Source organism: Nitrospira sp. MA-1, from assembly GCA_032139905.1.
Lineage (GTDB): Bacteria > Nitrospirota > Nitrospiria > Nitrospirales > UBA8639 > Nitrospira_E.
In genome coordinates this window covers 159,097-185,654 of the sequence record JAQJDB010000004.1, presented here as the reverse complement: position 1 = coordinate 185,654, position 26,558 = coordinate 159,097, and the positions used below count along the sequence as shown (strand labels likewise).

Annotated in this window: 16 protein-coding genes; 11 read left to right on the top strand and 5 right to left on the bottom strand. The window is 54.2% G+C overall.

Annotation, left to right across the window (positions count from 1 at the left end):
* Window positions 1-136 precede the first annotated feature (136 nt).
* From PJI16_03830 to PJI16_03810, 5 genes are all read left to right on the top strand, one after another.
* The gene (locus PJI16_03830; GenBank protein ID MDT3776688.1) at window positions 137-1,411 is read left to right on the top strand and encodes a TolC family protein; all 1,275 of its coding nucleotides are present in this window, start codon (window positions 137-139) and stop codon (window positions 1,409-1,411) included.
* Window positions 1,412-1,425: 14 nt separating this feature from the next.
* Window positions 1,426-3,114 carry a FixH family protein gene (locus tag PJI16_03825; protein MDT3776687.1) on the top strand — a complete coding sequence of 563 codons (1,689 nt, stop codon included), beginning with the start codon at window positions 1,426-1,428 and terminating at the stop codon, window positions 3,112-3,114.
* Window positions 3,115-3,124: 10 nt separating this feature from the next.
* Complete coding sequence (locus PJI16_03820; GenBank protein MDT3776686.1) at window positions 3,125-6,247, top strand: CusA/CzcA family heavy metal efflux RND transporter; 3,123 nt, start codon at window positions 3,125-3,127, stop codon at window positions 6,245-6,247.
* Window positions 6,248-7,426: 1,179 nt separating this feature from the next.
* Window positions 7,427-11,626 carry a VCBS repeat-containing protein gene (locus PJI16_03815; protein MDT3776685.1) on the top strand — a complete coding sequence of 1,400 codons (4,200 nt, stop codon included), beginning with the start codon at window positions 7,427-7,429 and terminating at the stop codon, window positions 11,624-11,626.
* A gap of 190 nt (window positions 11,627-11,816) precedes the next feature.
* Window positions 11,817-12,179 (top strand): type II toxin-antitoxin system Phd/YefM family antitoxin, encoded by a 363-nt coding sequence (locus PJI16_03810; protein ID MDT3776684.1) that lies wholly within the window; start codon window positions 11,817-11,819, stop codon window positions 12,177-12,179.
* A 694-nt stretch (window positions 12,180-12,873) separates the two neighbouring features.
* Here the strand turns inward: PJI16_03810 and PJI16_03805 are convergent.
* The 5 genes from PJI16_03805 to PJI16_03785 all read right to left on the bottom strand — a co-directional run bounded on the left by PJI16_03805 (window position 12,874) and on the right by PJI16_03785 (window position 21,398).
* Window positions 12,874-14,508 (bottom strand): hypothetical protein, encoded by a 1,635-nt coding sequence (locus PJI16_03805; GenBank protein ID MDT3776683.1) that lies wholly within the window; start codon window positions 14,506-14,508, stop codon window positions 12,874-12,876.
* A gap of 475 nt (window positions 14,509-14,983) precedes the next feature.
* Window positions 14,984-18,121, bottom strand: coding sequence for a CusA/CzcA family heavy metal efflux RND transporter (locus PJI16_03800; protein MDT3776682.1), 3,138 nt, complete (start codon window positions 18,119-18,121; stop codon window positions 14,984-14,986).
* A gap of 45 nt (window positions 18,122-18,166) precedes the next feature.
* The gene (locus tag PJI16_03795; GenBank protein MDT3776681.1) at window positions 18,167-19,429 is read right to left on the bottom strand and encodes an efflux RND transporter periplasmic adaptor subunit; all 1,263 of its coding nucleotides are present in this window, start codon (window positions 19,427-19,429) and stop codon (window positions 18,167-18,169) included.
* 16 nt (window positions 19,430-19,445) lie between these two features.
* The gene (locus PJI16_03790; GenBank protein ID MDT3776680.1) at window positions 19,446-20,753 is read right to left on the bottom strand and encodes a TolC family protein; all 1,308 of its coding nucleotides are present in this window, start codon (window positions 20,751-20,753) and stop codon (window positions 19,446-19,448) included.
* A gap of 171 nt (window positions 20,754-20,924) precedes the next feature.
* Complete coding sequence (locus PJI16_03785) at window positions 20,925-21,398, bottom strand: hypothetical protein (GenBank protein MDT3776679.1); 474 nt, start codon at window positions 21,396-21,398, stop codon at window positions 20,925-20,927.
* A 373-nt stretch (window positions 21,399-21,771) separates the two neighbouring features.
* Here PJI16_03785 and PJI16_03780 point away from each other — a divergent pair, with 373 nt between their 5' ends.
* The 6 genes from PJI16_03780 (at window position 21,772) to PJI16_03755 (ending at window position 26,450) form a co-directional block, all read left to right on the top strand.
* Window positions 21,772-22,128: a hypothetical protein gene (locus PJI16_03780; protein MDT3776678.1), complete on the top strand. Its 357-nt coding sequence runs from the start codon at window positions 21,772-21,774 to the stop codon at window positions 22,126-22,128.
* 90 nt (window positions 22,129-22,218) lie between these two features.
* On the top strand, window positions 22,219-22,590 hold the full coding sequence (locus tag PJI16_03775; protein MDT3776677.1) for a hypothetical protein: 372 nt from the start codon (window positions 22,219-22,221) through the stop codon (window positions 22,588-22,590).
* Between the two features lie 5 nt (window positions 22,591-22,595).
* Window positions 22,596-23,057 carry a tetratricopeptide repeat protein gene (locus PJI16_03770; protein MDT3776676.1) on the top strand — a complete coding sequence of 154 codons (462 nt, stop codon included), beginning with the start codon at window positions 22,596-22,598 and terminating at the stop codon, window positions 23,055-23,057.
* An 81-nt stretch (window positions 23,058-23,138) separates the two neighbouring features.
* Window positions 23,139-24,980, top strand: a complete 1,842-nt coding sequence (locus tag PJI16_03765; GenBank protein ID MDT3776675.1) for a copper resistance system multicopper oxidase — start codon at window positions 23,139-23,141, stop codon at window positions 24,978-24,980.
* Window positions 24,977-25,885, top strand: a complete 909-nt coding sequence (locus PJI16_03760) for a copper resistance protein B (GenBank protein ID MDT3776674.1) — start codon at window positions 24,977-24,979, stop codon at window positions 25,883-25,885. Before PJI16_03765 ends, PJI16_03760 begins: the two co-directional genes overlap by 4 nt.
* Before the next feature lie 220 nt (window positions 25,886-26,105).
* Window positions 26,106-26,450, top strand: a complete 345-nt coding sequence (locus tag PJI16_03755; GenBank protein MDT3776673.1) for a four-helix bundle copper-binding protein — start codon at window positions 26,106-26,108, stop codon at window positions 26,448-26,450.
* Window positions 26,451-26,558: the final 108 nt, after the last annotated feature.

Here is a 26,558-nt window from a genome sequence, read left to right as displayed (position 1 = left end):
AATTCACGACCTTACTGATCCCGGTCTGACATCTTCAGGCCTGATCGACAGGACCCTTTTCTCCTTCCTGCTTTTTTGGGTATGAGGCAGAATCGGTGAGAAGTCCATGGTCGCTACATAACAAGCGGAGTCAACCATGCACCAGATTATTTCAAGATACGTGGTGATAGTGGCATTCGGTATGGTATGGCTTGGTCCGGCAGGTCCACTCGCGGCTCAACCAACCGGCACGACTGAACCGGTCTTGGAGCTGGTGCCCCTGATCCAGGAAGCGATTCAACAGAATCCTGAAATCGCGGCGACCCAAGAGCAGGTCCTGGCCATGAAGGAGCGCGCCCCTCAAGTAGGAGCCCTGGCCGACCCCGAATTAAAGGTTCAGTTGTGGAATACTCCTGACTCGCTGAATGTCACCAAAACGCAAACAGTTATCTACGGGGTTGCCCAACAATTTCCCTTCCCGGGGTTGCTTTCGAAGAAAGCCGAGGTGGCGACACGGGAAGCCGACCAGGCGGAACAACGCGTGGCTGCCAAAATCCGCGAAATTACCGCTGCGGTCAAGACGGCCTTTTTTGAGCTGTTGTTCGCCCACAAAGCCATTGAGGTCCATCATGAACAGCAAAAATTACTCAGGCAGTTCTTTGATATTGCCAATGCCAAATACGGAGTGGGAACCCGAACACAGGTAGACGTCCTGCGAGCTCAAGTAGAGCTTTCCAAAATTTCCCAACAATTACCCGTCCTCAATCAACAACGGGAAACCGCTCAAGCTCATCTCAATACCATTCTGAATCGTGATCCCCATGCTCCGCTTGGTATTCCGCGAGCACCACATCCACAACCGCTGACACGCTCGCTTGAAGAACTCCAGGCGCACGCGCTTCGACTCCGCCCGGAACTGCAAGAAGCTGATCTGGCGGTGACGCGATTTCAGTCGGCCACGCAACTGGCCAAATTGCAGTACTACCCTCACCTTCGGGTGGAACTCCAGCGCTGGCAAAACAACAACGCCGATGACGGATTCGGCGGGAATGTGATGATGAACATTCCCTTTGCGTTCTGGACCAAACCGAAGTATGACGCAGGTGTCAGGGAAGCGGCGGCGCAGGTCAGATCCGCACAAGCCAAGCAACAGACCCTTGTCACACTCACTCGCTTTCAGGTCAAGGATCTGGTGGTGCAAATTCAGGCCACTCAAGAGGTTCTGGAACTCTATCGCACCACCATCCTTCCTCAGTCACAGCAGGTTCTCCAAGCTGCCCATGCGGGCTATCGGACGGATCGCACGGATTTTTTGGATCTGATCGATGCGGAACGCGCCCTCATCAGCTTTCGGCTTGAATATATCCGGGCGCTCGTGAACCGGGAACAGCAAGTCGCCCAACTGGAACGCGTGCTCGGCGCGGACTTGTAAGAAGGAGACGCACGATGATTACGCACACCTCACGCCCACGCTGGATCATCCTTGGAGTATTGCTTTGTATCCTTGTGGCAAGCCTGTTCTTTTTCAAAGAATCCTGGTGGCCCCTCTTCCAATCAACGGGGACGACCACGAACGAGGCGAGGCATACCGACCAACCCATGCAGGACATGGGAACCATGAGCGGCCATTCCTCCATGGAGAAGGAATCCAGCCAGGCCTATGCCATGGTGACTCCGGCGCGGCAACAATTGATTGGCCTCACCACCGCCCTGGTGAGCATGCGCCCGCTCCAAACGGTGATCCGCGCCGTGGGGAAAGTGGACTATGACGAACAACGTCTCACCCATATCAATCTTCGCATTTCAGGTTGGGTGGAAGATCTCTTTGTGGATACCACGGGCCAACTTGTTCGAAAAGGTCAGCCCTTGTTCACCCTCTACAGCCAGGAACTCGTGTCGGCGCAGGAAGAATATCTGCTTGCGATGAAGGCCAACGAGCAGATTCAGAGCAGCCCCCTGCTCGAAACCCGACATCAGACGGCACAAATGGTCCAGTCTGCGCGCGACCGTCTCCGACATTGGACGTTGACGGATGCGCAGATCGATGAGTTAGCGCGTCGTGGCAAGCCGCAGACCTATGTCACGATCTATTCCCAAGTCGCCGGGTACGTTATCGATAAGCAGGTGTTTAAAGGCACGTTGGTGAAACCCGAGATGACCCTCTATGCGATTGCCGATCTTTCTACCGTCTGGGTGCAGGCGGAAGTGTTTGAGTATGAAATGCCCTTCGTCCAAGTGGGACAACAGGGAACCCTGACCCTGGCGGCCTATCCTGGAGAAACCTTTCAAGGAGAGACTACCTTTATCTATCCCTACCTCAATCAGGAGTCCCGAACCAATACCGTTCGGCTGGTGTTCAAGAACCCGAAGCTGCGGCTGAAACCTGACATGTATGGAACCGTTCAGATTCAGGTGAATCGCGGAAGGAAGCTTGTGGTTCCTGAAGAAGCGGTGCTCGATTCCGGAACCCGACAGGTCGTCTATGTGGTCCGGGGAGAAGGCATGTTTGAACCACGGCAAGTCACCCTTGGCCCGAAAGTAGGCGGCTACTATGAAATCGTCGAGGGTCTGGCTCTGGACGAACGGATCGCCACGTCCGGCACGTTTCTCCTCGATTCGGAAAGCAAGCTCATGGCGAGTTCGAACATGATGGGTGCGCTTGGGATGGGAGGTATCAAAATGGAGCAGGCGAACATGGGCAAGATGGATATGGATATGAGTGTGGACAAGGCCATGACAGGATCAGGAATGGCGCCGGCGAACAAGCCACCGGCAAGAACGAGTCATAAGAAAGCCGGTGACCTCGCGCTGGCCTTGTCAACCAACCCCTCGCCAGCACGCATAGGGGAAAACCGTATTCAGGTGATCGTCTCCAATCAACAGGGCAAACCGGTCTCTCCTGTGCAGGTTCAACTCACCTTCACCATGCCAATGCCGGGTATGCGCCCAGCTACCGTTCCCATGACAGCAAGAGCGGAAGGCACCTATGAAGCCACGGTCAATCTCGGCATGGCAGGACAATGGGATCTGACGATCCTGATTCACCGTGCAGGGCAGCCCGATATTCAGGAAACGTTTTCGTTGGTTGCCGGAGGCGGAGGAATGTCCGGGATGCCGGGCATGTCCGGAATGTGAGTGATCCAACATGATTGAACGAATCATTGGCTGGAGCGCGCGCAACGGTTTTTTGGTAGGAATCCTGACCCTTTTTCTGATGGGTTGGGGAATCTGGGCGGTCTCTCACACGCCCCTGGATGCCCTGCCCGATCTATCCGATGTGCAAGTGATCGTCTTGACGGAGTGGCCTGGCCGAAGCCCGGATTTGATTGAGGATCAAATCACCTATCCCATTGTCACCTCGATGTTAGGCGCTCCACGCATCAAATATGTTCGGGGACAATCGATGCTGGGTTTGTCCTTTGTCTACATTGTGTTTCAGGACGGAACCGACATGTATTGGGCCCGAAGCCGTGTGGTGGAATACCTGCAGGGGCTCGTGGGAAAACTGCCGGAAGGGATCTCTCCGACGTTAGGACCAGATGCGACAGGGGTCGGGTGGGTTTTTCAATATGCCTTGGTGGACGAAAGCGGAAACCATAGCCTGGCCGATCTTCGCTCGTTTCAAGATTGGTATTTGCGCTATTGGTTGCAAAGTGTGCCAGGCGTGGCGGAAGTGGCGACCATCGGCGGGTTCGTCAAACAGTATCAAATCCAGGTCGATCCCGTGAAATTACAGGGATATGGTATCGGCCTTCCCCAGGTCATTCAGGCTGTCCGACGCAGTAACAATGAAGTGGGAGGACGGGTCATTGAGGCCAGTGAACGGGAATATATGGTACGAGGCCGTGGATACATCCAATCGCTTGACGATCTTCGAACCATTCCCATCGGAACGGACGGAAAGGGGACGCCCATTACCGTCCACGATGTCGCGACCGTGACGTTCGGTCCGGATCTCAGACGTGGCATTGCTGAATTGAATGGACAAGGAGAAACCGTCGGTGGCATCGTCGTGATGCGTTATGGCGAAGATGCGCTTGACGTCATTCAACGGGTCAAAGAACAAATAGCCACCATCACGCCCTCCATTCCCGAAGGCATCCGTATCGTTCCGGTGTATGATCGCTCGGAATTAATTCTTCGGGCCATCGCCACGCTCAAAGAAAAAGTCATTGAAATCACCATCGTCGTGAGCGTGATTAGCCTCCTCTTTTTATTTCACTTTCGCTCCGCGCTGGTTCCCGCCCTCTTACTGCCGGTGGCGATTCTCCTATCGTTTATTGCGATGTATTATCTGGGCGTCTCCTCGAATGTCATGTCACTCTCGGGCATCGCCATCGCCATCGGGACGATGGTGGATGCGGTCATTGTCATGGTGGAAAATGCCCACCGTCGCTTGGAAGAGTGGGAAGCCCAAGAACGTTCAGGCTCACGCGATGACGTCATTATTCAAGCCGCCCGGGAAGTCGGCAAGCCCCTCTTCTTTTCTTTGCTCATCATCACCGTCTCGTTTCTGCCCATATTTACATTAGAAGCGCAGGAAGGCCGTCTGTTCAAGCCGCTGGCCTACACCAAAACATTCGCCATGTTCTTTGCAGCGTTGTTGTCCATCGGGTTGGCTCCCCTCTTGATGAAATGGTTCATTCGCGGCCGGGTCATGGCTGAACGTCGAAACCCGTTAAACCGTTTTCTGGTCTGGATCTATACCCCTCTTCTGAAAGGTGTTCTGAAAGTCCGATGGCTGGTGGTCGGCTTGGCCATAATCGGAATGATCGTCGTCGTTCCCATCTACCAACGGTTAGGTTCTGAATTTATGCCCCCCCTGAACGAAGGCACGATTTTGTATATGCCCACCAGCATACCGGGCATGTCCATCAAACAAGCCTCCACCATCCTCCAAAAGCAAGACCGATTATTAAAAGAATTCCCGGAGGTGGATCAGGTGATGGGCAAAATGGGGCGGGCGCGCACCGCAACCGATCCGGCCCCCTTACATATGGGCGAGACCATGGTGACCCTGAAGCCTCAGGAAGATTGGCGGCCGGGCATGACGTGGGACAAGCTCATTGCTGAAATGGACCAAAAGGTAAAATTCCCGGGGATGGTCAATATTTGGTGGATGCCGATTCAAACACGAACCGAAATGCTCGTCACCGGAATTCGAACTAGTTTAGGGATTCGTATCCTGGGGCCGAAATTAGAAGAACTGGAACGCATCGGGCTACAGATTGAAAGTCTGCTTCAACCACTTCAGGGCACCCGGAGTGCCTACGCCGAACGGGTCATGGGAGGGTACTATGTCGATATCGACGTGAACCGCACCGCCGCTGCCCGTTATGGCCTCACCGTTGGGGACGTGCAGGATGTCATTGAATCCGCTATTGGCGGAAAAAATATTGCATGGACCGTGGAAGGCCGTGAACGCTATCCGATTAATGTTCGATACCCACGTGATCTGCGACAAGATGTGGAAGCGCTCAAGCGCGTCCTCGTCAGCACGCCAAACGGCGAACAGATCCCTCTAGCCCAACTTTCTCACATCTCCACCACCACGGGACCACCTTCTATCCGAGATGAAAATGGATCGTTAGCGAGTATGGTGTTTGTCGATATTGCGGGCGAGGATCTCGGCACCTATGTTCACAAGGCCAAAGACCTGGTTCAGAAGCACATCACCCTTCCATCCGGGTATACATTACAATGGGCCGGTCAATATCAGTATCTGGAGCGGGCACAAGAAAAACTCAAGATTGTGATTCCCCTCACAGGGTTTCTCATCTTCCTCCTTCTGTATCTCAACTTTCATTCCGTCCCCCGATGCCTTCTTGTATTGCTATCGGTGCCGTTCTCGTTGGTCGGGGCTATCTGGTATGTGGATGTCCTAAACTATCATCTCAGCATTGCCGTGTGGGTCGGACTCATCGCCTTGGCAGGAGTGGCCGCAGAAACCGGCGTGATCATGGTGATGTTTTTGGATGAGGCCTGTGCCCGCCGGCAACGGGAGAATCGACTGCAGTCTTTGGCGGACCTTCGTGACGCCATCATCGAAGGTGCCGTCCTACGAGTCCGCCCCAAAATCATGACCGCCTCGGCCATCATCCTGGGCTTGCTGCCCATCATGTGGTCCCAGGGAACGGGTGCCGATGTGATGCAACGCATCGCGGCGCCGATGATCGGCGGAATGGTCACGACAACCGTGCTCACGCTGTTGGTCATCCCCGCCATCTATTTCATCTGGCGTCAGCGACAATTGAAGTGCCATCATTGAAAATATTTCGAACGTACGGCACCGTGGAGCCGAGGAGAGCCACATCGGCACCAGATGGTGGTGTTGGCCATCAGCACTCATAAACTTTCTATGCCGGACGACACTACCAGAAAATGCCTCATGATCCCCATTCAAACGATTGGCCCCAGCACCCGTCGTAAAAAATAAAAAAACTCCAGCGTCCCCGTCTCCGACATGTCTGCCACCTTAGCCTGCACAGCAGGATATCATTTCATCGTGTACTTGTGCCCTGCGTTGTCATGTGAGAGATGAAACGATTGAAAGAACATCCCAGGCATTTTCCTTCGGTTTTTTAAAAGCGGGTGCGACACTCTCCCGAGATAACCATTTGGGTTCTTTTGGGTGATTGAGATACGTGGGATAGCTGGACCAGGGATAAGTTTCGAGCAGGTTGACCACGGGAGGGCTCGTCTCGACGGGATGCCGATAAATATCGCCTGAGAGCGGCAAGAGATAGCGATCCCTCTCGACCAAGATTGATTTAACCGTCCTCTGAATAACGGTTCATTGATGCGCTTCAGGCGGTTATATCGTGGTGGGTACACGCCGTTAAGTAGGGCGCATAGCGCGACCGAGATTCCCGTGCGGGGTTTAAAGCAGGAGATGCCCGTGATTCCCAAATAAGCAATACCCATGAATCTCGACTCCAAACCATTGATGAACTTCGGCTAGGGTATTCAGAAACGCTTGATCTTACGTTTCGGGCTGAAAGATCCGTTGGCGCTGTCTCCCACGATTCATCACAGGATACTAGGCATTGTCCTATTCTATGCGGACAAGTCTGGGTATGAAGCCACCTTAAACGAAACCATATCATAAAAAAGCTTCCTGACCCCTATTTCTTTGGACAAGGAAAATTTGAAAAATAATTAATCGAAAACATCCATCATCCATGCAAGGCACTCCTCGCTTGTCGCGAGTATGCCCATGGAAAAAAGGTAGAAAAGTACCGTCATGCAGCAAACCAAATTGCAGGAGATGAAGATTGGGAATTGATTCCTCAACAAATTTCTTGGTACTTTCCGCCCTAGTCAAAAAGGTCTTTTCACATTCCTACTCCCCTTCTCCTCGCGGAATGCGGATGCACAGCTTATCGATGATCCGGGATTTCTGCCGGTAGGGGAATGACCGGAAAGAAACCATAAGGAAGGATTGACCATGTTCACACCTCGGCTCCTGCGCTTACGCATCGTATTTTTGATTGCCCTACTCATCGTCTCCGGGCCTATGGCCGGAAGCCCGCCCGTGCTCGCCCAGCAACCGGGCGACACCAGCGGTTGCAGCAGCGCGGACAACTCGAACGACCCCTGCTTTTCCAAGGTCACTGACATCCTGCAGGGACAGCGCTCGCTGTTGCCGGTCGACGACCTGGTCACGACCTACGGGCAGCCGAATACCAGCGGGCCCGCGAACGTGAGCATTATCGTAAGCCCGACGAAAAATGGACAAGCGCCGATAGAGAATGCGTCTCAGTACGAGATCAGTCACAACGTGGCAGCATCCGCCACCGCTGTCGGGCGCATGTTCAATCTGTCTCGCGACGTCATCGTCACCGCGACACAAGGTATCGTCACCGTCCGCGACCAGGGTCCGCCCATTATCGTCAAGGCCTTTCCCCTGACCGAGACCCCGGTCCCGAACGGCATAACCATGGCCGATTTCAACGGCGATGGCTTCGACGATTTTGTGCTGGCCCAGACCGACCTCGGCAAAGACGGCAAATGGCATGGCTATCTTGAATTCGTAACCGCCAACGATGTCAACGACCTGAATCAGGGTCTCAATGCCGGCCCTTATACTTCCGTCGACTTTCCGGTCGGCGCGAATGCTCTCGGCACGGCATCCATTACCTCGGGGGATTTCGACGGGGACGGTATGCCGGAAGTCATTGTGGGTTGGCCCGTGCATGGTGGAGCAACGAAACCTGGGATAGAAATAGAAATCTACCGGTTTTCTCGCCAGAATGGCCAGTTTCACCTTGCTGGTTCCAGGCAATTTTCCCCCTCTCCGAACGAGGATCGGCCCCCCTATGACAGTTACACCCAGATCCATATTCTGGCCGGGAATTTCACTGGCGCCGCACCGTTGCCAGGGGACAACGGCGCAAGAGATCAGCTCGCTCTCACCTGGAATGATGAGACCACACTCCTTATGGCATCCGGCCATGTCGATGTCGACACCTCTCAGACGCCCGCAACACTGACACCCGTCATGAAAATCACGGGACTCTTGGGGGTCGGGAGTATCGGGAACATGACGGCTGCTCGACTGAACTGGCTGAGCAACCAGGAGCAGATCGTGTTCGGCTACACCAGTAGTTGGAAGAAAAAACTGATTAACTTGGTGTTTATCGGCGGCAAGAACAGCGCCGGGCCGACCCCTATCGTGCTGGGAGATATTGAGCTCACCAATCTCCGGGGTTGCGCCACCGGGTATCCCGACCTGGCTTTGCGCGATTTCGCCATCGGCAATTACGATCAAACCGACCACAGTGGCACGATTGAAATCCCCAAGACGCTGCAACTTTCGATTCTTTATGCGACGTACTGCACGAATGGCTCTTCTCCCAATCTCCGTTTGAACCAGGCCGTGTATGGTATCGCTTTTGATGGCAACGGAAAGGTTACCCTATCCACACCACAAGATAACGGGTCGTTTCCTTTAGAAATCCATCCACTTAACAATCAGACAGCGCCGGATGTCCTGTACAGCTTCCCCGCCTCCTTGACCGCCGGCGACCTACAGGGCCGCTCACTGCTGCTCGGGACGCCTACCAAGGCGACGGTGAACGCGCACATCCAGCCAGACACCATCCTCGGCCTGCCGCCCATGCACCTCGATTGGGTCAACCCCGTCGGCGCGACTACGCCAAGCGCCGTGAACGTGACTGTTTTCCCAGGGACCTACAATTCTCAATACAACTTCGTTTCATCCTCTTCTAGCGCGGTCAGTCGCCAGAGCACCACCAGCTTCACTTACGCGACCGACGAATCCGCCGAGCAGCAGATCTCCTATGGTATCCCGGACATCGCCTCCGTCTCGGTTTCGCTAAAAGAGGCCGCCAAGCAAATGTATAAGAACACGGCTGGCAAAGCGTTCAACACCTATTCCAAACAATCCTTCGACCTGAGTGCATCGACGGTGTTCGACGATCTGGTCGCGGCGACCATTAAACGGCTCAATATCTATTCCTATCCCGTCATCGGCCATTGCATCAAGGATTCCGGCGCCGGCGATTCGGCGGCGGGGGAGAATAGCGCCTGCCCCGCCGGGGAACGCCCGATGATCCTGCAATTCTCGGGGCCGGATCAGATTATCCATCTCCAGCCGACCGAGGGGGCTGGTCTGGAATGGTATCAGCCGCCTCAGCAGCCGGGTCAGGCATTTTCCTATCCTGGCAGTTTCGCGCAACTGGAGCAGGAGCAGCCGCAGACGGCCTCGGGGACGAGCGCCTTGCAGCTGCTTTCAGGTGCAAACTCGGCCTGGGGCTCACAGGGGGGCAATGAACTCGTTAAGGTGAACTGGACTGAGGGCAACGGCTCGAATGTCTCCGCCGGTTCGGTCAGCACCCATTCCTTCGACGTCTCGGTGAGCGTCTCCGGCAGCGCCAATATCGAAGGGCTTGGCCTGAGCGGCGGCGCGAGCTTTGCCTACAATCAGAGTCGTTCCAGCAGTACGCTGAACACCACCGCCACCAGCTTCGCCGACTCCACGGGCATTACCTTGAACCGCGGGCTCGGCCCTGACGCAACAACCACCAACTCGGCGTACCTGTATGAGGGCCAGTCATATATTTTTGGACAACTGCCGACGGCGGGCACCATCGACGACCGCACGCCTGCGGAGACGGTCAAGGGCGACGGATTCATCACGGCAGGCTATGCGGCCGATCCGCTCAGCACGAGCGGTATCCAGGCCGGTGATTGGTGGAAACAAACCTATGTCCTGCCGGACATCGCGTTCAACCATCCGCAACGCTGGCAGCAGACAATACCGCAGGGCACCGACGGGGAGCGCGTGGCCTTCAACTGCCCGGTCGGGTTCAGCTCCTCGTTCGCCTCGCCGGGATGCACGCCCAATGGCCAGACGCCGACCCCGGCGAATCTTGCCACCAATCCTTTCTATCAGATGAAGGGGCTGTTCGTGACCCCGGGGACTTCGGCCGAAGGACCGCAGATCACGCGGATAACGGAGGGCAATTCGGTGATGCTGCGGGCGCGGGTCTACAACTACAGCCTTACAAACCTGTCGGCGGGCAGCACGGTGCGCGTGCGCTTCTACGCGCAGCCCTGGGACAACCAGCGCGGGCAGTTTGCCGCCGGCTCAGGCCCGCACGGCTTTGCCCGGGCGATAGCCATCGGCGAGGACGTCTTGAACCCGATCCCGGCCCTCTGCGGCGGGTCGTCGACCGAGCCCGATGATCCGTGTACCGACCAAAATGCGCGACTCAACTGGGCCTACGCAAAAGCCACCTGGGATCCCCCCGCGTTGCCGGATTCCGTTTTAGCCAGCTACTGGAAGTTCTGGGTTGTGGCGTTTCCCGAGGACGGCAGCGGCGGCGTACCGGAATTGGCCGACCACGGCCTGACAAGTATTCCGCCCACGGATGTGAATTCCTTGGCCGACATCCCGGTTCAGACCTACAGCAACAACCTGGGCTTTTATAATCAGGTGTTCTCCGTGGTGGCCAAGACCGCCCCATCGCCCGGAGCCGAGCCCACATCCAAGACCTTGAAGACCGCGAGCGCGAACGCGGAAAAGGACGGCGCGCCGGTCACGCAAGTGCCGATAAATGATCGCGTTCAGGTGCGTGCCGACTACCACGTCCCCGGTGCCGATTTGGACGACGTGCTGGTGCTGTTCTATGACGGTGACCCGGCGCAGGGCGCCCAACTGTTTGACATGGAAAATGTTCCCCGCATCCCGGCCGACAGCGATTTCGTGACCCGTGTGCCGTTCCAGCCACGCAAGTGCGGTCTCCATACCCTGTTCGTCAAGGCTATTCCCGCGGACGGCACAGCGCTGCCGGCCACCCAACAGGCAACCCTCAAGGTCACCATGGATCCGGTGGCGAAGCTGGGCAGAATGAGCAACGTCATTACGCGCCTCCAGTCCGATCCGGAGTCCTCGACGCTGCCGGCTGATTGGTCCTTGAGCGGGCAGGCCCCAAAACAGATGCTGGCCCAGCTAGAGGCGGTGCAGCGCCTGTTCCAACAGGGTCAGTCCTTGGTGGCGACGAACCGGTTGATTGCCTTGGAACATTACGTCGATGCGCAACGCGACAAGAATATTTCGGTGGAGCTGGCCGATGCGCTCGACAAGGACATCAAGCAGTTGCTGGATTGCGCACCGGCTTAGGAGTCTATCGGCTTGGGGAATCGAGAGCGACAAAGCGGATGAGCGAGGCCGGATTTTGACGATTTCGCCGGCGAAATATGGACCGCTTCGACACGTTTGCAGCCCTCATCCTCAGTCCCACAGGCTCCTAGTGACAATCACCGGATGAGCCTGCGCGGGCACAGACTAATCCGCGCGGGCAGAGGTTAATATGAAATTTATGACCGTTCGTGGTTTAGGTGGACGTCCGGGACAGGGTTGGAATCAATTGGCCCATGAATGCGATCTTGTTCTCATATCCAATGGCAAACCTGTGGCCATTCTTTCTGCGGTATCGGAAGACAACCCTGAAGAATCATTTTCTGCGGTACGACGGGCCAGCGCAGTTGCGGCCGTCGAAAAAGTACAATCTCATTCAATAGAGACAGGAACAGATAAGTTGTCCTTGGAGGACATTACGACCGAAGTAAAGGCTGTTCGGACAGCCAAGCGGAAGTGTGGGTTGTTGTCGATACCAATGCGCTTGTCTCTGGGTTCTTTTCTCCTTTCGGCCCACAAGGAGAAATTATCATGATGGTGGCTTCCAGAAGCCTCTCTGCCTGCTTCAATGACAGAATCCTAATCGAATACACCGACGTCCTGCGCCGAAAGAGGCTTCCGTTTCCCCCAGATCCGATCAGCACGTTGTGAGAGCACATCCGTTTCGAGGGAGAGGTCGTCGCCAGTACTCCATTGCCTGGTAAGCTCATCGATCCAAGTGGGGGCTGTTGAAAAACGCCGCCAGCGGCGTTTTTGCCATGTTTCCGTGCTCACATACGGGAAGTACGCTCTGCGCGCAAAAATGACTGCGGTCTTCCGTTCGACATGACTCAGGGCAGGTCTGGACGAACCCTTCGAAAGGCTCAGGGCATCATTTTTTTTTGAACCGCCCCGAGGCCTCTGATAGGCAACGTGTCTGTGGGTCAATATGCCCTTGGAAATTATTATTCAACACCCCCTTGCAGTCAGCCTCATCTCCCCTCTGGATTCCGGCTCAATTCTTGAGTCGGCATGCCCCCTTTGCCCGGTTCTCCCACTCACACACCACAATGGAGCGACAGGCTGGTCCGATCCTGGAACAATGGGCCGGTCAGCCCTACTCGCAGGATGAACTCCCGCATGTCGGACAGCAAAGTCTGGAGAGTGGTTCCTCAACGAGTTCCTTGGTCCGTTCCAGTCCAGTCAACAAGGGTTGGTACCATTCCTATTCCCCGCAACAGGTGCATTCGTCAGGCACTGCGCAGTCGCGAAAGTCGTACCAGCACGATGGCCAGTAATGGAAGGACAAGCCCCACTGCCGTCACAACAATGAGCAGCGTCCCAAGCTCACTGTAATCCGCCGGCACGGACAAATTGCCGGTCGCGGGATCCTCCACGTCGCGCGTGACGATGAAGATCTGATTCAAGTACTTTGTTCCCAGTTGACTCGCCGAAAGGGCAAGATTGGTGAACGACGCCATGACCGCGAAGAAGGTGGCCTTCAAATTTTCGGGAGCGGAGTTTGCAATCCAGGCGAGCATCGGGATCATGGCGATCTGACCGAGGGGCGACTCGAGGGCGGTATCGACCAGGGCAATAAATCGCGCGTCCACCAGACCGCCGGTGTGGGCTGCGGTCCACTCGTGAAGACCATAGAACATGCCGATAATCGGCAGGCTCAGGCAGGTGCTCACGACGGTGAGAACCACTACGATATAGGCGAAGGATCTCTCCGCCATAAAACGCCTGAAAATGAACATGCCGAATAGGGTGATGGTGCTCGCGATCAGGGACAGCACCGAGAGGAATTGTTGGTCGAAACCCAGTTCGTCGATCATCCACCAGGTCGAGCCTGCACCGGGCGTAGGGATGGCGCGGTACACGAAGATGATGATCGCGGTACCCACCAGTGTGCGGCTGGCCTCGGTGTCCAGCGCGCCCACCAACCGCGACATCAAAAATAAAATGATGGTGAGTGAACCGACGAAAATGATCTCCTGATTGTAGGGTACGCCGCTGAGCCCCGTGGAGAGGGTGAATATCCCGAAGATAAGGCTGCCCCCGAGTATCCACCAGTTTGGTCGCGTTGGTGCGGTATGCCCCTCGACCAGGTATCTCGCTTCGCTCGCACCATAGCCCTGGCTTTCGAGCCGCTTCCTGTCGCGTCGTTTCAGATACCCGCCGAGCAGGACCCCAAGCACGGATACGACGGGAATCAGCAGCGCAAGCTTGTAGATCTGGACATACACTTCAGCTTTCGCGTCACCGGACATCGCTTCCACGCCGCTGAACAAGGCCACATTGAGCAGCGCGACCGCGACGCTTCCGCCGATGATCGCCACCCGGCCAAGGGTTTGCATGGTGGTATGCATGAGCCGGCGTCGTTCCGCTTCTACCGGTTGTCCGTCCTCGTCAATACGAGGAACGGCCTCTACCGTCATCGCATCCGCCACCACATCCTGAACCACATAGCCCACCGGCGCGAGCAACGCGCTTAGTACAAACCAGGCCTCCGCCGACATGATCATGCGCATGGCATCGGTGTGCCCGATCAACCCGATCATGATGAGGAGACTGCCTGCGATCAGCGTGGCGCCGACGTACACGAGTCCCGCCTTGTACCGCCAGATGAGGTCGACAAGATGGCCGAGCGGCATCTTTAATGCCCAGGGAATACCAGCCCAGAATCCCAGTGCCGCCAGAAATTCCGCCGATAGGCCCAGGTAGTCTTTAACGAAGAATGTCCCGACGATCCCGGTGAGCCCGGAAATGCCCGCCGCCACGTAGACCATGAGCGGTGGCAAATAGGAAACTCGCAACTCGCGTCCGAGCTGGAGCACGGTGGGGTCGAACCAGCGTTGAATTTTAATCAAAAATGGGATCATGAAATCTATGAGATAATGACGTGTCGCATGAGTGCGAGCGCATTCTATCTGGAGAGACCATTGCCGGTCACATGCCTATTTTCGGGAAAGGACAGCGTGAAAGGGTCATGCGGGTAGCGACATCCATCATCAGCGACATTTTTTCATGACGACCGCACGACCCCCTGTCGCCCAAGGCACCGGCGCCGATGATTGACGGAATGGTCACGGCGACGGTGCTCACACTGTTGGTCTTCCCCCTCATGTATTTAATTTGGCGGCGAAAGGAATTACAGATAATGGATTAACCTGCTTGCCGGTTATTCATTCATTTAAGTTCTACTCACATGGGCAATGATCAGTCAAACTTGAACCTCCTCCGCAGCATTTCATATCAAATGCCCAGCCTGATCGGAGACCTTGACGAACTCAGTGACCACCACCCCGGCAAAATTCCCGCAGCCGGTATCAAAGCGAGGCCTAAGACAATGAGAAATTAACGAACACTATCCATGGAGTTTGTAGACCTGGTGGAAAGCCATCGTTCCCTCAATCGTTCTTCCCACACATACAAGGTCGGCAGTACGAACAGGGTTAACGCCGTTGACGTCATGAGCCCTCCGATCACCACGGTGGCCAATGGCTGTTGCACTTCGGCTCCTGCCGATGTGGAAAGAGCCATCGGAAGAAATCCCAGACTCGCGACCAGGGCCGTCATGAGAACCGGGCGTACACGGATCACAGCTCCTTGGTAGGCCGCTTCTTCAGCCGAAAGGCCTTTCTTCCGTAGATCCAGCACATAAGACATTAAGACCACCCCGTTCAAGACAGCCACACCGAACAGAGCGATAAAACCTATTCCAGCGGAAATGGAAAACGGCATCCCACGGAAGGACAATGCCAGGATGCCTCCTGTCGCCGCCAAAGGAATATTTAAGTAGATCAGCACAGCCGGCCTGACTGAATTGAACATGGTGTAGAGCAACACAAAAATCAAAAACAACGCCAGCGGCACGACAATGGCCAACCGCATTGAAGCCCGTTGAAGTTGCTCGAATTGCCCACCCCATTCGATCCAATATCCTTCAGGCAACTTCACTTGCGTCTCTACGGCCTGTTGGGCGTCAGCCACAAAGCCGGCCAAATCGCGACCTCGCACATTGGTCTCCACCGACAACCGCCGGTGAATATTCTCCCGACTAATTTGCGCCAGCCCCGTCTCAACTCGAATGTCGGCGAGTTGGGTGATAGGAATCAAACGGCCCCGTGGGTCGGCCACTCGAATATTTCGAATTCGATCGAAGTTTTTCCGGTCTTCCGGGCTAAAACGGACTTGAATGAAAAACCGGCGATTGCCTTTGACCACCTGACCGACCGTGCGACCCCCTATGGCTCTGACCGTATCGAGAACCTGTGAGGTGTTGATTCCATAGCGCGCAATTGCTTCCCGATCAATAATCACACGAAGATAGGGAAGACCCGAGACCTGCTCGGCTTTCGCATCAGCGGCACCCGCCACCTTCGAGACCACTTTCACAACCTGGTCCCCAATAGTCTTGAGCTGATCCATGTCTTCACCAAAAATGGAAATGGCGATTTCCGAACGTACGCCCGCGATGAGTTCCTGAACCCGAAGCTCGATGGGTTGCGAATAACTGAACGTGGTTCCCGGCACGGCTTTTTTCAAGGCCGCGTCGTAGGCTTGGATGAGCCCGTCTTTGGTTCCGGCCGTTGTCCATTCATGATCGGGTGTTAACAACACATAGATATCACTAATCTCCACGCCCATGGGATCCGTGGCGATTTCCGGACGGCCTGTCCGGGAAATCACCGTGGTCACTTCCGGAAAGGCCTTCAGCACCTGTTCGATACGGGTGGTATTGGCCACAGACTCTTCAAGCGAAACACTCGGTAAGCGCCAGGCTTGTAGGGCAATGGAGCCCTCATCTAGCTTGGGGATAAATTCCGCGCCCATAAACGAGGCCACTCCCAGACTTCCTGCAAACAATGCAGCGGCCACTCCACCCGTGATGGCAGGATGATGCATCGTACGGGTTAACAGAGGGCGATAGATTCGCTTGGTATGTCGGATCAACCAGGTTTCTTCTTTTTTCACTCCTTTCCGAAGAAAGAGGCTGGCCAGAACCGGAGTCAGAGTGAAGGCGAGAACCAGGGACGCCACCAAGGCGAAGATGACGGTCACCGCCATAGGCGTGAACATTTTCCCTTCGATACCTTCGAGTGTCAGAATGGGAAGATACACGATAATAATGATTCCCACCGCAAAGAAGATGGGACGTAACACTTCCCGCCCCGACTCCCGGATCACCTCGTGGATTTCCTCACCCGTCATACGGCCTGATTGCTGAGTTGTTTTCCGACGTTCGGCGATATGGCGCACGATGTTTTCGATCATGACGACCGAGCCGTCCACAATGAGGCCGAAGTCAATGGCACCCAGACTCATCAGGTTTCCTGAGATTCTGGCAGACACCATGCCCGTGAATGCGACCAACATGGAGAGCGGAATGGCGACGGCCACAATGAGGCCCCCACGGATATTCCCCAGCAGCAATAAGAGGACGGCAATGACGAGGAGAGCCCCTTCGATCAGATTCGTGCCCACGGTGTGAATGGTCTTGTTCACCAAATCAATGCGGTCGTAATACGCGTCAATGATGACGCCCTCGGGCAATGATTTTTTAATGTCTTCCAGTTTCTCTTTCACCCGGTTCACCACCACCCGTCCATTCTCCCCTATCAACAGGAGGACGATGCCGGTGACCACCTCGCCTTTTCCATCCCGCGTCACGGCTCCCTGGCGGACCATGGGTGCGAATTGAGCCTGGCCAAGATTGCGAAGATAAATCGGAGTACCGTCGTTCCTCGTGGCCACCACGATATTTTCAATATCCTGGAGGGATTGAATGAGTCCCTCTCCACGAATCAAATACTGCTCTTGAGCATGGACAATATAAGCCCCTCCGGCATTCCCATTGTTTTGCTCAAGCGCCTCAAAGATTTGCCCGATGGCAAGATCGTAGGCCACTAATTTCGTGGCATCCAGCTGAAACTCATAGGTCTGTAATTCCCCGCCAAATGCATTGACCTCAACCACACCGGGAACGGAACGAAGCTTAAAGGCGATGTCCCAATCCAGAATTGTCCGCAATTCCATGAGCGAGAATCCCTCTCCCCTCACCTCGAACTGGTAGATTTCCCCCAAGCCACTGGAAATGGGCCCCATTTCCGGCGTCCCCAATCCTTGCGGAATGGCCTCCCGCGCTTGCGGCAATCGTTCCATCACCAGGCGGCGGCAGAAATAGAGATCCATGTCCTCATCGAAATAAATGGTGATGGCTGACAGACCGAAACGCGAGACGGATCGAATCAGTTCAATCCCCGGCAGCCCTGACATTGCCGTTTCAACGGGAAAGGTAATGAATTGCTCCACTTCCACCGGACCTAAGCCCGGCGCATTGGTCAGGATCTGGACTTGATTCGGGGTCACATCCGGAACGGCATCAATGGGAAGGATGGTCATCGAGTACAGTCCTGACGCGATGATCAGTCCGGTAAAGACCAGAATGAGAAATCGATTCTGTAAGGCAAATTCGAAAATTCGATTCAGCATGACACCCTATCCTTTGGTCAGCAAGAGACCCTGGCTACGCTCCTCTTAATGGCCATGCCCTCCGAGTGCTTCTCCCAGTAGGATGGATTTCAGATAAAACGATCCTTTGGTAACGACACGCTCGCCCTCTTGCAACCCGCTGACAATTTCTACATAGGGATCATCATTGGCGCCAAGGGTAACCCCGCGTTTTGCATAGGTTCCAAGCTTTTTCTCCACGAACGCCACAGGTTGTTCTTCGATGTGTTGAACGGCCTCCTGAGAAACCCGAAGAACCTCTTTCCCTTGGGAGCCTGAATGGGCAATCGAAGACCTCGCAAACATCCCAGGACGCAAACGTCCTTTCGGATTGGGAATCTCCACTCGTGCTTCGACAGTCCGGGTTCCTGGATCCAGAAGATTACTCAAGTAGACCACGGTGCCACGAAAGACCTCTCCCGGGTAGGCATCAACCGAAATCCGGACATTGGCTCCTACGCGGACACCGGCCAAATCCTTCTCAAAGATATCGAGAAGAATCCACACCGTACTCAGATCGGCAATGGTAAAGGGCTTATCTCTCGGGGTGATCAATTCGCCTGGCGTCACGTGCCGCTCAATGATGGTGCCTTTTTGAGCTGCCGTTAGGGAAAATGACGACAATGGATGATGGCCACCTTTATTTTCAATGATCGCTTCAATGTCCTTGTGAGAGAGTCCGACCAGTTCGAGCGCTTCAAAGGCCGCTTGATACGCGGCCACGCTCTGTTGATAGGCCCCCCTTGCATCAAGATAGTCTTTCTCCGAAGAGATCTGTTGCGCGAAGAGCCGTTTTTCACGAGCATAATTGGCTTTGTTGACCTGAAGAACGGTTCGGGCCTGTCGAAAGGCTGATTTTTTCGAACCCAGTTCAATGCTATCGAGTATCGCGAGGGTCTCGCCCAGCTTCACGAGATCCCCGAGTTCAGCGATCACCTTAATCGCTTTCCCTTCGATTCGTGGACTCACATGAGTCAGGGTGTACGCATTCGGTTGGATATTGGCGGTGGCCTGGATCCCTTCTCTCACGACACCCCGCTCCACGACGACCGTCTGGAAGGCTTGGCCTTCCAAGGCTTCCGGGGCAAGGATGATCTCCTCGGAATGCTTTTCTCTCTCATGTTGGTCGGACTCACCCTGGCGATTCTGTTCGTCATATGTATCAGATTGAAGACGCTGTTCCTGATCGGTTGATGTCTCCTCAGGAGCGGGTGGGGTTGGCCTGTCCTGGCAGGCAACGCCTATCAGCAGGAATAGAATAAGCACAGAGTCCCGTATTGAATTGTTCATACGTCTTCCTCTTCTTTCAAGACTGTTCCCCCACTGCCTGGGCCAAATTCACTTCAGCCTCGCGATACTGGCCAAGAGAATCCACATAGGATAGTTGAGCAACGATGAGATCATCTTGAACCACAATGAGTTGCAATAACCCGATCTTGCCCTCCCGATAGGCATCCTCGATAAATCGGAAATTTTCATCGATTCGTTCAAGCACTTCCGCTTCGAACACCTCCACAGATTGGCGAGCGGCTTCGTAGGCTTGAAAAGCTGTTTTCACTTCCTGTTCGATATTCCGCATGACGGACACAACCTGATGCCGGCCTCGATTGAGCTCTCCGCCCTGCGTCACCAATTCACCTTGCTTTCGATCAAATACGGGGAAAGGAATGCTGATGCCTCCGCCCACCAGGTTACTGACTCCCTCAGGCCCTTCGGTTTCCGTCCAGTAGTTTCCTTGAAATGTTGGATTCGGTACGATGAGCCGACGGGTGAGGTCCAGAGCGGCTTCGCCCCGTAAGACCTCCCTTTTAGCCTCTAAGAGGTCAGGCCGCTGTGCCTTTCCCAGGTGAAGCAGGTCTGACAAAAAAACCTCCTTGGGTGAATTCCTGAGTTGACCGCTCAGCTCAATTTCTCTGTCAGGCTCCCACCCCAATAACCGGCGGAGGTCCACCAAGCTATTTTGAAATGAAGCTTTCGCTGAGAAGGTCTCTTTTCGGGCCTGGCCATAGCGGATTTCCGCTAAATTGTACTCCATGATCGGGATAACGCCGGCCTGAAATCGCGCCTGAGAGGCATCGCGAATACGCTGGTTCAGCATTTCGATTTTCTTCCGCAGTTTTAAAACTTTGGCCAGGGTGAGTGCCTGAAAGAAGGCACGTTTCACCTGCCCGGCAATAAGTCGCTCACGATTTTCAATTTGGGCTTCGACCCGGGAGACATTTCGAACAGCCTCCTCTCTTCGGATTCCGCGTTGGCCGGCCACTTCCACCTCTTGTGACAGCATGACCCGTGAGTCCGTGACATTTCCCGATCCCGGATTATTCCGATTCCAGACTTGGCCATTGATAGTTGGATTGAACCGATTGAAAAGAAACGCATTGACCTTCCGCCCTCGAGCAATTTCTACTTCTTGGCGGGCCGCCAAAAGATCCGGATTCGTCTCCAGAGCGGTCTGGACGGCCTGCTCAACGGTCAAGGACTCGGAGGCCTTAGCAGGATAGGACTGCACGTGACAGAACAGGAAAGAAAACAATATGGCGACAAAATATTTTTGTTTCATCATGCCACTCCACCATGACAGGAGATTCAATAATTGCTCGTTAACAGATTTCACCAAGTCTCCGACTCCACACACGGGACGGGTATATGTCCTTTTGCCCTGGAGAGCTGAGACCTCTTTTCTCAGGAAATCGGACCAGGAATGACACGAGGAAAATTATTATCTTCCCCACTGCACGCATTCGAAGCGTGGATGGTATTAAGGAGTCAGAGATTCCAAGAAAATTTAGATGGAGAGGAAGGGAGGAGCACGAGGCGAAAGGATGTAGGCCCAAACTAACAATCGTATTTCGGGTACAAAGAAATCAGTTCTCGCAACAAAAAATGTACCCGGCGTCTCCAGCTTCCTGGAAACTACGACAGCACTGATGGTGGATGACGCATGTCCTTCGAGAATGGGATCTATGGATGAATTGAGAACAGAAAAGCTGTAGGTGTCATGTTCAATACCATGAAGAGGATGTGTTGAGGAATCGGGAGTTCCAAACAGCTTCCCTGCGGAGTGAGAATCATGATGATGCCGATGATCTTCGAATGCACAAATGGGAGAACCGGTTAAATCGGTGTGGAAGGTTCCCCCATGAACATGTCCAGGCATTCCATGGGCGTGATCGGTTTCGGGATGGATGTGAATTAGGGGCAGACAAATAACCCAGAGGATCAACCATACTTTCAGCCATGTGTGGGCCATCTTATTCACCGAAACCCTGCTCCTTCTCTGCGGATCGGTTCTTCGTGATGATTTCTTAAACCTAACACAAATGTGGTGGAGGAAAACAAGTTTCCTCAGCTCCAATTCGCACTTTGTCCGTCCTCCTGGCGTTCCACCTGATCTGACGAAGTCGTGAATCGTTATGAACCTTGATGATCCCTAATCCCTGGGTAGAATGTGCTGGACATTGCTGTGATCTTTGAACAATTCCAATGGACAAAAGTTTTGAAAACCATCACGGACTACCTATGGCATTATGTTTGCTGTAGCAGTGTATTTATTGTAACGTATGCCAAAGGAGTAATTTAAATAGTTCATCCAGAGAATTTTGGATAACGCGAAAAGAACAAATCGTCCATTGATGGCACTCCATACTAAGACAGCTTACCTTCTTGTTCCTATCGCGCTGATCGTTTCCTTTCTCCTATGCGGAGTAGCGGGCGCGTACTGTCCGATGTCCTCTTCTGGAACGGCCAGTCACTCCTCGCAGCCGGCTTCTCCCCTTACACCTTCGGATCACCACAGGGTATGTCCTGATCAACTCAGCAGCGCCACCGAGCAATTGAAGGTATTAACCGTTGTCGCCTTGCCAGCCACACATATCCACATTCTTGATCTCTTCACCCATGGCTCTTCTCAGAATTTCATGTTTGCACGCGCCACACATTTCTCCTCCTATCCCCTTCTCTTCCTGCGTTTTTCTGCTCTTTTGAATTGAGTTTTCCTCACAAACGCATTTCTTGTAAGAGCCCGGGAGCCACCATCCAGGCTCACCCATTGAACGTCTTTCATTCCGTGAGGAAGATTTATGCAACTGTTCCAGAGCCGACGTGTATTCATGCCGGGTGTGACTACCAGCCTATTGCGGTGCATCGTTCTTCTTAGACCGCCACTCTCGGCTGCCGAGTCCCATCTCAACCTTCAAACCCTTACTGGGGAAACGAAGCAGCAAAATCCGGAGATTCGAGTGACTCGACAGCGGTGGGAAGTCGCGAAGGCCCAAATTCCTCAAGTGCAAAGCCAGCTCGATCCCATTATTGGATTTGCCTATCGCGGCCCTGAGATTATGCGGAAGGGAAGAATCGCGTTTCAGAAGGCTGGGAACTCCGGAAAAACATCCGTGCAAGAACAGAAAGCCCGGTATTTGCCAAAATTGATCAAGGTTAAGGAAAAAATGTAAGCCCAATGACTTACAATCTGAAAGTCATAAAAAAACGAAACGTCTTTGAAATTCACTTTTGGGTCGGAATTTTTCTCATCATGTTGAGAGTAGGTGGCTGTGCCACCGCACCTCAACCGCCGCAAAACGAACCTCTCCCGCCACCCGAGAATGCGACTCCACTGGTCGCCCAACTGCTCCTGGATGGCAATCGTCTCTTTGCCGAACACCGGTGGACCTCTGCGATTATAAAATACGAAGAAGCCGTTCAGGCCCAACCAAAATTGGCGGAAGCCCATTACAACCTGGGCATGGCCCTCTACAAGAAAGGTCCTGTCTCAGCCGCGCGTCCCCATTTCCTCAAAGCGGCCGATTTGGCTCCCGGTCATCCCGTCATTCGGAACGCTCCACCGTTCAGAAAATATGGCACGGTTGAATCGAGTCCACCAATATCGGCACCAAATGATTACTATGAAGATCAGGATTGATTCCAAACCAAGCGGTGTTTCATATGGCCCGACTATCATGAAAGTTTACCCATGAGCATCAACAAGGATAAGGACACTTGGATGACGCGGCGTTCGTTACTGCAAGGGGTCGGTGCGCTGGGAATGATGACGGCTATGGCTCGCCTCCTTCCTTCCTATGTTCTGGCCGACACAACCATGGCAGTACCAGGATCTCCTTCAGAACTACGCGGAACCACCATTGATCTACGCATTGCCGAATCTCCATTTCAAATCGGAGAGTTGACCGGAATGGCCAAGACCATTAACGGCACGTTACCCGGCCCTTTAATTCGTTTGAAGGAAGGTGAACATGTGACACTCAATGTCACGAACCGGTTGAGGGAAGATACGTCCATTCACTGGCATGGATTGCTTCTTCCGCCGGACATGGATGGCGTGCCCGGCGTCAGCTTTGCCGGCATCAAGCCCGCCTCAACCTTCAGCTACCGCTATCCCATCCGGCAAAGCGGAACCTATTGGTACCACAGTCATTCCGGCTTCCAGGAACAATCGGGTGTTTACGGACCGCTCATCATCGATCCGCTTGAGCCGGAGCCGTTTCACTACGATCGGGATTATGTGGTGGTGCTCTCGGATTGGACCTTCGAGTCGCCGGAATCGGTTTTTGGCAATCTCAAAAAGCAAAGTGACTACTATAATTTCCAGAAGCGCACCGCCCCCGAGTTCTTTTCCGATGTGTCACGAATGGGATTGTGGCCGGCATTGCAGAACTATCTGATGTGGGACGGGATGCGAATGGACCCCACGGACTTCGCCGACGTCACAGGGTACGCCTATAGCTATTTGATGAACGGCTTGGCACCTGAGCAAAATTGGACGGGACTCTTTCGTCCAGGCGAACGGGTGCGCCTTCGCTTTATCGCCGCAACGGCCATGACCTTCTATGACGTGCGCCTGCCCGGACTTGCCATGACCGTCGTTCAGGCGGACGGGCAAAACGTGCAGCCCGTGGTGGTGGACGAGTTTCGTATCGGACCAGCCGAAACCTACGATGTGATCGTCCAACCAGCCAAGGATCGGGCCTATACCATTTTTGCCGAAACGCTTGATCGAAGCGGCTATGCACGCGGCACATTGGCTACGCGCGCAGGAATGGTCGCACCCCTCCCCGACCGTCGTCCGCGGCCCCTCCGGACCATGGCTGCCATGGGCATGCACATGGACAGCATGGACATGGCCGATATGAACAAACATGATCAGCACGGCGGGACACCGTCGAACCACCAGGGAATGGACATGCCAGGAAAACACCAGAAGCCAAACACTCATGACAAGCACGACATGTCAGACCTTCCACCGGATGAATCTCGCCATTCGATGATTCCCGGCAGCACACCTGTCCAACATGCGCCCGGTCATCATGGTACCGGCAATCAATCCGTCGCCGAATATTCGCGTCAACAGCTCGATGAGCCTGGCATTGGGCTGGAGAATACCGGCATCAGGGTGCTGGTCTACACCGACTTGAAAAGCCTTGCACCCTATCCCGACCAGCGGGAGCCTGGGCGCGAAATTGAGCTCCACCTCACGGGCCACATGGAACGTTACATGTGGTCATTCGACGGCAAAAAATATTCAGAAGCCAAAGAGCCCATTTTCTTTCGTGACGGCGAACGCCTCCGCTTCACCTTCGTCAACGATACGATGATGGAGCATCCCCTGCATTTGCACGGGATGTGGATGCACCTTGAGAACGGAACTGGAGCCTTCCTACCCCGCAAACACACTGTCATCGTGAAACCGGCCGAGCGGATCTCGGTCGCCATCACGGCGGACGCTCCCGGACGTTGGGCCTTTCATTGCCATCTACTCTTCCACATGGAAGCAGGCATGTTCCGCGTCGTCGAGGTTTCCGACGAAGAACCTTCGGTGCGTTCATGAGGACATCTGTTCGATGCATCCTCTCACTCACGGTCATCAATTTCCTCATTTGGAATTCCCATTCATCCGTCATCTTTGCCCAATCCATCCCCGACGAATCAACGTCCACTCATCAACACCCACACCATCCCCAAACGAGACAGCCGGAAGGCCAGACTGACACCCGATCCGGGGTATTGGGAGAAATGTCCGAGACGGAATCACCTGTATCCAAAACAGCGGACTGGCCCAGTCCTGTCATGGATGAGCAGCGTCACGGGTTTTTCCTCGCCGACGTCCTTGAATACCGTCCAAATTTTAGTGGGAATGAAAGTAATGACGACTACCGGTGGGACATCGAGGGGTGGTACGGCGGTGACTACAATCGAATCTGGTTCAAAAGCGAGGGCCAGCGGGACACGGCATTTAAGGCCGACTATGACATTGATTCACAACTCCTCTTCGGACGCTTCATTCAACAGTATTACGATTTTCAGATAGGGGGGCGCGTCGAAACCCAATCTTATCGTGGGCGGAATGTTACGCGGGGACTGGCGGTGATCGGATTCCAAGGTCTCGTGCCGTATAATTATGAAATTCAGCCCGCCCTCTTCATTAGTCAACATGGGGACCTGTCCGCACGAATGACCGCGACCAAAGATCTCTCCCTCACGCAACGGCTGATCCTCCAGCCTCGCTTTGAGACGAATGCCGCGATTCAACGTGTGAGAAAGTTCACAACGGGTTCAGGACTGAATAACCTTGAATTGGGATTTCGGCTGCGTTATGAAATCAGACGGGAATTTGCCCCCTACGTGGGAATCTCCCTGGACAAAAGTTTTGGAGATACCGCCTCGCTTGTCCGGAAAGAAGGAGGAAATCCAAGTCAGGTACGATTCGTGGTGGGCGTAAGGCTCTGGTTTTAAGATTAGTTAAACCACGATATCCGCCTGCGAATTTTTGTGGAGCTGGAGCTTCTCTTTCCAAAAGCACACAACATTTACAGCCTCGCTATCACACTACTCCAGGGTTATCGACAGTTTTCTTCGGGAAGTCACCCGGTTATCGTGGGTGGACAGGAATCGGTTTTATTCTATTTTTTCAATGAGGATGTGACGGGCAGCCTCAGGAAAGGAGGATTGATTCATGGCTCATCAACACCAATCTTGTTTGGAAGCCTGTGTGCAATGTGCAGAGGAGTGCGAATCATGTTCAGATCAATGCTTGGGTGAGATGCCGGACTGTGCCAGGCGTTGCATAGACTGCGCAGATATCTGTTGGACTTGTACGGCATTTATGAGTCGAGATTCTCAATTCAGTGCGGAACTCTGCGACATTTGCGCCACAATTTGTGACGCCTGTGCGGAGGAATGTGAGAAACATCAAAACGAGCATTGCCGACGATGTGCAGAAGCCTGTCGCCGTTGCGCGGAAGAATGCCGCAAAATGGGTGCAGCAACCAAAAAACAACCTGTGGGCGCCGGGCGATAGCCTTAGTTGAACACTCATCGGGCAAGGCTTCCCGGAGGCTTGCCCAATGAGGTCGATTTCCCCTTTCTTCCATTCAATCTTAGCCCACACGGACAGGAGCCTGGTCTG

What these genes read in the sequence shown, in the direction of transcription:
- PJI16_03830 (MDT3776688.1), top strand. Translation starts at nt 137, where the DNA reads ATGCACCAGATTATTTCAAGATACGTGGTGATAGTGGCATTCGGTATG.
- PJI16_03825 (MDT3776687.1), top strand. Translation starts at nt 1,426, where the DNA reads ATGATTACGCACACCTCACGCCCACGCTGGATCATCCTTGGAGTATTG.
- PJI16_03820 (MDT3776686.1), top strand. Translation starts at nt 3,125, where the DNA reads ATGATTGAACGAATCATTGGCTGGAGCGCGCGCAACGGTTTTTTGGTA.
- PJI16_03815 (MDT3776685.1), top strand. Translation starts at nt 7,427, where the DNA reads ATGTTCACACCTCGGCTCCTGCGCTTACGCATCGTATTTTTGATTGCC.
- PJI16_03810 (MDT3776684.1), top strand. Translation starts at nt 11,817, where the DNA reads ATGAAATTTATGACCGTTCGTGGTTTAGGTGGACGTCCGGGACAGGGT.
- PJI16_03805 (MDT3776683.1), bottom strand. Translation starts at nt 14,508, where the DNA reads ATGATCCCATTTTTGATTAAAATTCAACGCTGGTTCGACCCCACCGTG.
- PJI16_03800 (MDT3776682.1), bottom strand. Translation starts at nt 18,121, where the DNA reads ATGCTGAATCGAATTTTCGAATTTGCCTTACAGAATCGATTTCTCATT.
- PJI16_03795 (MDT3776681.1), bottom strand. Translation starts at nt 19,429, where the DNA reads ATGAACAATTCAATACGGGACTCTGTGCTTATTCTATTCCTGCTGATA.
- PJI16_03780 (MDT3776678.1), top strand. Translation starts at nt 21,772, where the DNA reads ATGGCACTCCATACTAAGACAGCTTACCTTCTTGTTCCTATCGCGCTG.
- PJI16_03775 (MDT3776677.1), top strand. Translation starts at nt 22,219, where the DNA reads ATGCAACTGTTCCAGAGCCGACGTGTATTCATGCCGGGTGTGACTACC.
- PJI16_03770 (MDT3776676.1), top strand. Translation starts at nt 22,596, where the DNA reads ATGACTTACAATCTGAAAGTCATAAAAAAACGAAACGTCTTTGAAATT.
- PJI16_03765 (MDT3776675.1), top strand. Translation starts at nt 23,139, where the DNA reads ATGACGCGGCGTTCGTTACTGCAAGGGGTCGGTGCGCTGGGAATGATG.
- PJI16_03760 (MDT3776674.1), top strand. Translation starts at nt 24,977, where the DNA reads ATGAGGACATCTGTTCGATGCATCCTCTCACTCACGGTCATCAATTTC.
- PJI16_03755 (MDT3776673.1), top strand. Translation starts at nt 26,106, where the DNA reads ATGGCTCATCAACACCAATCTTGTTTGGAAGCCTGTGTGCAATGTGCA.